The organism is Sorangium sp. So ce128 (assembly GCF_051525245.1).
Classification (GTDB): Bacteria; Myxococcota_A; Polyangia; order Polyangiales; family Polyangiaceae; genus Sorangium; species Sorangium cellulosum_B.
This window is the reverse complement of the sequence record NZ_CP150313.1, coordinates 10,141,041-10,148,608: the sequence shown is the minus strand read 5'-3', so window position 1 is coordinate 10,148,608 and position 7,568 is coordinate 10,141,041. Positions and strand designations below refer to the sequence as shown.

Sequence of the window (7,568 nt, the reverse complement as noted above, 5' to 3'; positions counted from 1 at the left end):
GGTGGTCTGAGGCTGTGTAGAGCCCCTGGGGAGGCCGCCATCGGAAGCGGCGGAGCGAGGCCTGACGGTGGGTTCGGTGGTCTGAGGCTGTGTAGAGCCCCTGGGGAGGCCGCCATCGGAAGCGGCGGATCGAGGCCTGACGGTGGGCTCGGTGGTCTGAGGCTGGGTGGAGCCCTTGGGGAGGCCGCCATCGGACTGGGCGGATCGAGGCCTGACCGGATCCTGCAGGTTCCCGGCGTTGGAGAGCGGCGGCCTCGGCGTCGCGGTCGGGGAGCTTGGCGCGCTGGTGGGGGCTCGACCGACATTGGGGTTGTTGTTGCCGGTCGTCGTGCTCCCGAACTGGCTCCCTGATGGACTGTGCGGCGCGGCCGTCGTCGTGGTCGTCGGGCCGGGCGAGCTCGGTTTGCTGGTGCTCTTCCGCGTGACGGGATCCCAGCCGGAGAAGGGGTCTGGCTTCGGGGTCGGGCTGGGAGCCGCGGCCTGGTTCACGGCGCTGGGCGCGGCCGCGCTGCTCGACGTGCTGCCGGCGTCGGTCAGAGGATGCGCGAAATTGCCCGCGCTCTTTACCTGGGCGCGCAGCCCCGAGCGGACACCTGTGGCTTTCGACGGCGAAGGCGAACGGCTGCGCGAGGAGCTGCGCGAGGAGGGCATGCGCCATGAATGACGCGAAACTCATGCGCTGCCAAGCGCCTCGATCCTCGCCTGGAGGCGGGATATGCCGTGCCATGTCGCCCAGCTCGGCCAGCAGCGAATCTCTCGGGATCCGCCTTGTGGACCGGGAGATCCCGCACCTTCGCGCCATTGTGGCGCTCCGCCGGGACCGAATCCGCGCATGCATCCAGGGCGACGCGGCGACAAGCATCGCGATTGCGGTCGGTCCGCCGAGCAGGTAACCTGGCGCTCTAATTGCACGCACGGATGTGTCAGTTTCACTGAAATGTTCCGTTGTGGGTGAGCGCTCGCTGCCTCTCCGCTCACGCGTCTGGCGCACGGCCGTGCGTCGGCGCGCCCGACGAGGTCGAGGTGCCGCCGAGGCGATTCCAGGGTTGAGCCCGCTCGCTGCGCGGTTGCCGCCGGCGCGAGTTGTCTCGCGCGGCGCGCTTGTGTACGAGGTTCTATCTACGGCAGCGCTGGCCCATGAAGCCGTCGCGCAGGGCCAGGAGGACGAGGAGCCATGAGCGTCACGACGATCGACGTTGCCGAGGTCGCGCCTTCGACGGCGCCCCTGCCCGCGTTCGACGAGGAAGCGACGGTGCAGAGCCTGCTCGTCTCGCCCGTCGAGGCCGCCTACCGCCATCGCCTGCCCCTCGTCGGACGCACGGACGTGCACCCGCTCGTCCAGGCGGCCTACATGGCCTATACCCAGCGTTATCCCCTCGTGCTGTCACCCGACGTGGTCTGGTTCTGCCTTGCCCGGGGGTTCACGCTCCACGTCGCCGCGAACGAGGCGCAGCGGCGTCAGGTCCTCCTCGACGACAGCGACTTCGAGCTGAGGATCGATCGGCCGGATTTCACGCTGGGTGAGGTGAACCCGTGGCCCGTCGCGTTCTCGGATTTCTCCACCCTGATCGCCGCGCGGGTCGGCAAGCTGCGGGAGCTCGTGACAGCCAGTTTCTCCACCACGGGACCGGTGGAGCGCGTGGCGTCGGAGCTCACGGTGATGACGCCGTTCGTGCCGCACTTCGAGTGGCAGCCGCCCTTCCCCGCGGACATGAGCTTTCCGGAACGTGGAATCCCGCGCATTTACCTGCTCGGCACGGCGGACGACTGGCGCTGGGTGCGCCACCGCGCGGCGGCGTTCGTCCCCTTCGGGGCGGAGCGCTGGACTGACGTGCTCCTGCCGGTGCTCGACCAGATCGTCGCTGCGGCGGAGGGGCGTCAGGATCCAGCGTTCTGGCGCGCCTTCTTCCGGTACGAGAACTCCGCGGATGAGCTCACCGGGTGGATCCACGTGCTCTTTCCGTACCTGCGCGCCTGGCCGGCCGACCACTTCGTCTGGAATGCGTATCTCGACGGCTGGCTCGATCGCTGGAAGGCCGCGGAGGCCCGGCGCAACCCGCTCTCCGCGCTGGCGGCTCCGGAGGGACCCGGGTTCGCGCAGCTCCCGCCGGGGCTGACCAGCGTGCCCTTGCGCTTCATCGATGCGCAGCGCCGGGAGCACCCCCTGGAGTTCGTCAGCGGCCTCATCGGCGTCACGCAGGACCAGCACTCGCTCGCGCTCATTCCGGAGTTCGTGTGGGCCGTCGTGCACGGTGAGCCCGGCCCCGAGGTCGAACAGCCCGCCGGCGCGGGCTGAGGGGCGCAAGGCCGCTCGGCGAGGGCTGCGCCCGGCCCCCCTCTCGGCCGGCTACCCGAACCGCACCTCGAGCCCCGCGCCCCCGCCCGCCACCACGACCTCTCGATCCCGGCACCCCGGATCCTCCGCCATGCGCGCCGCGATCGGCGTGATCACCCGCTCCTCGATCACCCGCTTCAGCGGCCGCGCCCCGCGCCTCGGATCGAACCCCGCCTCGGCTAGCCAGGCCCGCGCCTCGGGCAGCACACGGAGCCTCAGGTTGCGCCGCACGAGCCCGGTGCGCGCCTCGGCCTTGGCCAGCTCGAGATCGACGATCCTGAGCACGCTGTCCCGCCCGAGGCCCCGGAACTGCACGACGTGGTCGATGCGGTTCACGAACTCCGGCCGGAAGTGCTCGCGCACGCCCGCCGGCGCCGCGCGCCGCGCGCCCGGGGGCAGGGCGCGCTCGTCGTCGCCGCCGAAGCCGACCGGCGCCCGGTCGGCGACGCCGAGGTTCGAGGTCATCACGATGAGCACCATCCGGAAATCCACGTGGCGCCCGTCCTCGTCCGTCAGCCGCCCCTCGCCGAGGATCGCGAGCAAGAGGTCGAACACCTCGCGGTGCGCCTTCTCGATCTCGTCGAGGAGCACGAGCGACAGCGGCTCTTGCCGCACGCGCTGCGCCAGCGTCGTCGCGTCCGGCCCCGCCGCGAGCAGGCGCGCCGACGAGCCCGGGAGCCTGTACTCGCTCATGTCGAGCCGGATCATCCGCCCCTCGTCGCCGAACATCGACCGCGTGAGCTCCTTCGCGAGCTCCGTCTTGCCCACGCCGGTCGGGCCGACGAACAGCAGCGTGCCGCACGGGCGCTCGGGGTCGTTCATCCCGGCCTTGAAGCGCGCCAGCACCCGCGCCGCCGTGTCGCACGCCTCGTCCTGCCCGATCACGCGCCGCTTCAGCCCGCGCGCGATCGTCTCGGCGCTCGCGGGGATCTCGTCGGCGATGAGCTCGATCGGCAGCCCCGAGTGGCGCGCGTAGGCCTCGGACACGTCCCGCGGGTACAGCACGCGCGCCGGCGCCGCTCCGGCCGCATCCGCCTCCGCGCCGGCCCGGGCGCCGGCCTCCTGCGCGAGCCAGTCGAAGAAGCGGAACGCCTTGCCGGGGAAGAGCACGTCGCGCCGGAACATCGCGAGGTGCTGCACCAGCCGCTTCTTGCCCGCGGGGTGCAGCCGGACGCGCGTGTCCTTCCGCGCCTCGTACTCCGCGAGCAGCGCCGGCACCGCGGCCGCATCCGGCTCGCGCAGCCGGACGATCTGGAAGCACGCCACGAGCGAGGCCGCGCGGCGCTGGCACGCCTCGAGCTCCGGCTCGGTGCACTCCGCGATGAGGCTCACCTCGCCGGTCCGGAGCGCCGGCAGGAACACGTCGCCGATCGACGCGCCGTCCGGCTGCGGCCGGAGCAGCGGCAGGAGCGCGCCGACGTGGAGCAGATCCCCCTCGTGCGACAGCTCGCTCACGAGCCTCAGGCACCTGGCCTGCCACATGCCGAGGTACTTCATCCCGGCGAGCAGCCGATCGGCCGAGGTGCTGAACAGGCCCGGCGAGCTCGCGCGCGCCTTGTCCCTTCGCCACGCCGCGAACCGCCGCGCCAGGCGGTGGACCCAGGTCGTCTTGCCGACGCCCGGGCCGCCCACCAGCAGGATCGACGGCAGCGACGCGCCGTGCGCGGCGCGCGCCACGTCGAACAGCGGCAGCGCCTGCTCCAGCTCCTCGGACTCGCCCACCGCGAGCGGCAGCCGCTGGCGCGCGGCCTTCTCGACGAGATCCTCGGAGACGGCGTGCAGCGTGGGGCGCTCGTCCTCCGGGCGCCGAGCGGTCCGCCCGGCGCGCTCCATCCGGCGCGGCGACCACGGGCGCACGTACTCGTCTCCCTCCCGGCGAAAATCGAAGAGCGACCGCGGGGACTCGCCGAGCAGCGCGCTCGTGACGAGCTGGCGGAGCACGTCGGGCGCAATCGAGAGATCCTCGAGGACAACGGACCAGCCGAAGCGGGGGAGCATCACGCGGACGCCGCCCTCGGCGAGCTTGCTCGCGAGGTACGTGAGCCGCAGCGGGATCTGGCGCCGGCCGACGACGGCGGTCCGCTTGACCGTGGTCTGCGGGTGGACGTCGACGTCCAGCGAGCGGACCTCGAACGACTCGTCCCACAGGTAGCGATCGAGATCGTCCTCGTCCGTGGCGAGCCTCGCGTGGAGCTCGACCTCGATCGCGCGCAGCACCTCGTCCTCGGAGGCGCCATACGCGGACGGCGCCGGCCGATCGAAGAGGAATGCCCACGTGCGAAGGAGGATCCCGGTGAAGCGGCCGTCGTGGTGGGCGATGAAATAGACGCGGAGCGATTTCTTGGTCATACGGTGGCGGTGGAAACGCGCAGCCTGAGCGCGCGAGCCTAACACACCCGGGCAACACCCCGGGCCGGGCGCGTCGCTGCGTTGATCGGCCGCGCTGTTGGTTGTTTCGTTGCGCGCGCCGTCGTTTCATTGCTCCGCTATTTCATTGCGCCATTGTGGCGATTCCGCCGCAGTCGTTCGCGCAGCGCCCCGAGGAGGCCTGTCCCGGCGCGAAGTGGAGCGGCGCCGGAATACGCTGACGGTCGACTCAACGTCAGATCAACTCCATGCGTCGTGGTGACGGCGTGCGTCAAGACGGCTGCGCGCTGCGACGCAGGAACAACCGTGCTGCATAATTCTGGTGGTGTGGAGATGTGTCATCTCATCCACCCTGGTCTCTTCGGGAGGTGTAGAGTGGTGTTCATGCCGCAAACGCCTTATTTCACGACGCCTCGCCGCCGCGCGGCTCGAGCCGCGTTTTCCTTGTTCCTATCGCTTGCCCCGCTCGCCGGGGCCGTGCCCGCGAGCGCTGCTGTGGAGCAGCTGGACGGCACGGACTTGCCCACGCCGGTCCGCGACAACGAGATTGGCCTCGTGACGGGCCGGGGTTTCCCCAGGGATGCCGTCACGCTCGAGGGGCTCTTCGGGTACCGGGGGGAAGACATCGATCCCGTGGCCGACGCGAGCACGGAGCCAGGCGTGTTCTCGCCGCTCTGCGGGTTCTCGGGAGAGCTCGTGCTGCGCGGGGGCGGGTGCAAGGTCGCGTTCGGCTGGTACAACGCGAACGCGAGCGGCACGCGCCCGCCGGACAACCAGATCTACGAGCTGATCCCCGCTGACACGTCGACGGCGTTCCGGTGCGAGGACAACGATTTCTGCCCGCTGGCCACGATGCAGACCACCCAGGCGGGGCAGCACGACTGGACGCCGCGGCAGTTCTCGGCGGCGGACATCCGGAACGATGCGCGGTACCAGGGCGGCCTGGTCGGCTTCGCGCTGATCGGCAAGGAGGGCACCTACTGCACCCAGACGAAGTTCTCGCAGCGCGAGCTGAACACCGTCTGCACGAGCTGCACGCCGAACGAGCCGTGGGTGACCACGCTGATCTACACGTCGACCGCCGAGCCCGACGCGTTCTATGTCGCCTTCGAGGACCTGCCCGTGACCGCGACGAGCTGGAAGGGGAGCCAGGGCGGGTACGAGAACGACGGCGATTTCAACGATTTCGTCTACTACATCACGGGCGTGACCTGCAAAGGCGGCGGCGAGGTCTGCGACACGGGCCTGCAGGGCGCGTGCGCCGTGGGCAGGACGGGCTGCGCGACCGAGGGCGAGGTCGAGTGCCTGCCCGTGCTCGAGCCCGGCGAGCAGAAAGAGACCTGCGACAACATCGACAACGACTGCGACGGCGAGGTCGATAACGGCGAGGGGCTCTGCGACGAGGGCTTCGTGTGCAACCGCGGGTCGTGCGTGCCGTACTGCGGGCGCGGCGAGGTCGTCTGCGACGCCGGGCTCGTCTGCGACGACGGCTTCTGCGTGGAGCAGGCGTGCGTCGGCAAGGAGTGCACCGGCGGCCAGATCTGCGTCGGCGGCAACTGCGTGGGCGGGTGCGACGGCGTCGTCTGCCCCGCGAACCAGGAGTGCCAGCTCGGGCGGTGCGTGGATCTCTGCGCCCACATCGAGTGCGAGGACGGCGCGGTCTGCGAGCGCGGCATCTGCCAGTCCAACTGCGGCTGCCGCACCTGCCCGACCGGCAAGGTGTGCGGGGGGGACGGCCGTTGCGTCGACGCCGGCTGCGACGGCAAGACGTGCGCTGACGGGCAGGTCTGCGTCGCCGGGAACTGCGCCGACGCGTGCGCGGGCGCCGTCTGCCCCGGCAACGCGCCGTGCGTCAACGGGGTCTGCGGCGAGCCGGTGGTCCACGGCGGCGCCGCCTCCGCCGCGAGCGGAGGGTCGATCGGACCCGACGTGGGGCTCGACGATCCGGTGGATCTGACCACTGGCTCCGGCTCCGGCTCCGGCTCCGGCGGCGCGAGCGGCGGCGGCACGGGCGGCAACAAGCCCGACACGTCCTGCGCTTGCCGCGCGGGCGCGACCTCGGAGGCCTCGCCGGCCAGGGTCGGCCTGCTCGGGCTCGGTCTCCTGCTGCTCGCCGGCCGCAGGCGCCGCGCGCGCCGCGCCGCGAGCCGCCCGTAGGCCGCGCTCTGGCCCGCCGCGCGCCCGCGTCACCCCGCGGAGCGCGCGGCCATCGCCGCGACGAGGCCCCCCACGACGGCCGCCAGGACCCACGCGAGGCGCGCGCCGTACGGTGACGCGGCCGCGGCGCCGGCGGGCAGCGGGAACACCACCGACCGCACCCGCCGCGACTCCGCGTCGACGAGGAGCACGCCGTCGACGTCGAACGCGACGCGGTACTCGAGCAGCTGCCGCCGCGTCGCGGGCGTGTCGATGCGCGGCGCGAGCCGGCCCGTCTTCACCTCGGCGACATACCGCCTGGGACCGTGCGCCACGAGGTAGTCGGCGCGGAGCCCGACGCTGACCGGCTCGCCGTCGATCTGGACTCCGTACGAGACCGCGACCTGCCGGCCGACGATGGTGTAGCCGAGCTCGCGAAGGAGCGCCTCGGCGCGGGCCTCTCCCGCGGCGCCCTGCTCCCGGCACCGCGAGAGCCGGCGCCGCTGCCATGCGCGCCTCCATGCGAGCCGGAGCGTCTGGACCAGCCCGAAGGAGAGCGCCGCGCCGGCCACGGCCAGGAGGAGCTCGGGCGGCATGTCGCGGAAATCCACGCTGCGCGGGTTTGCTCAGGAATCGGGATACCGGGCCAAGTTTTCTGCGCCGGATCGCCTGCAGCTTGGCTGGCGCGCATGTCCACGCGCTCCTATGACAAGACCGCAAGAGGCATACC

Annotated in this window: 5 protein-coding genes; 3 read left to right on the top strand and 2 right to left on the bottom strand. The window is 71.8% G+C overall.

All coding sequences use genetic code 11. The features are described from left to right. Positions 1-238 precede the first annotated feature (238 nt). Together WME82_RS38480 and WME82_RS38475 are read left to right on the top strand one after the other, a co-directional pair. Positions 239-664, top strand: coding sequence for a hypothetical protein (locus WME82_RS38480; protein WP_437741504.1), 426 nt, complete (start codon positions 239-241; stop codon positions 662-664). 510 nt (positions 665-1,174) lie between these two features. Further along, positions 1,175-2,296: a DUF4419 domain-containing protein gene (locus tag WME82_RS38475; RefSeq protein WP_438039405.1), complete on the top strand. Its 1,122-nt coding sequence runs from the start codon at positions 1,175-1,177 to the stop codon at positions 2,294-2,296. 51 nt (positions 2,297-2,347) lie between these two features. Here the strand turns inward: WME82_RS38475 and WME82_RS38470 are convergent, their stop codons facing one another. Further along, positions 2,348-4,684: an AAA family ATPase gene (locus tag WME82_RS38470; protein WP_438039404.1), complete on the bottom strand. Its 2,337-nt coding sequence runs from the start codon at positions 4,682-4,684 to the stop codon at positions 2,348-2,350. Positions 4,685-5,146: 462 nt separating this feature from the next. On the opposite strand from WME82_RS38470, the gene WME82_RS38465 reads away from it, so the two are divergent. Further along, entirely contained in the window at positions 5,147-6,859 is a 1,713-nt protein-coding gene (locus WME82_RS38465) for a hypothetical protein (protein WP_438039403.1), read from the top strand. Between the two features lie 29 nt (positions 6,860-6,888). Here WME82_RS38465 and WME82_RS38460 read toward each other — a convergent pair whose 3' ends face one another. Next, entirely contained in the window at positions 6,889-7,434 is a 546-nt protein-coding gene (locus WME82_RS38460; RefSeq protein WP_437741500.1) for a hypothetical protein, read from the bottom strand. Positions 7,435-7,568: the final 134 nt, after the last annotated feature.

Coding starts and splice junctions, on each gene's coding strand:
- WME82_RS38475 (WP_438039405.1), top strand. CDS start 1,175: ATGAGCGTCACGACGATCGACGTTGCCGAGGTCGCGCCTTCGACGGCG.
- WME82_RS38470 (WP_438039404.1), bottom strand. CDS start 4,684: ATGACCAAGAAATCGCTCCGCGTCTATTTCATCGCCCACCACGACGGC.
- WME82_RS38460 (WP_437741500.1), bottom strand. CDS start 7,434: ATGCCGCCCGAGCTCCTCCTGGCCGTGGCCGGCGCGGCGCTCTCCTTC.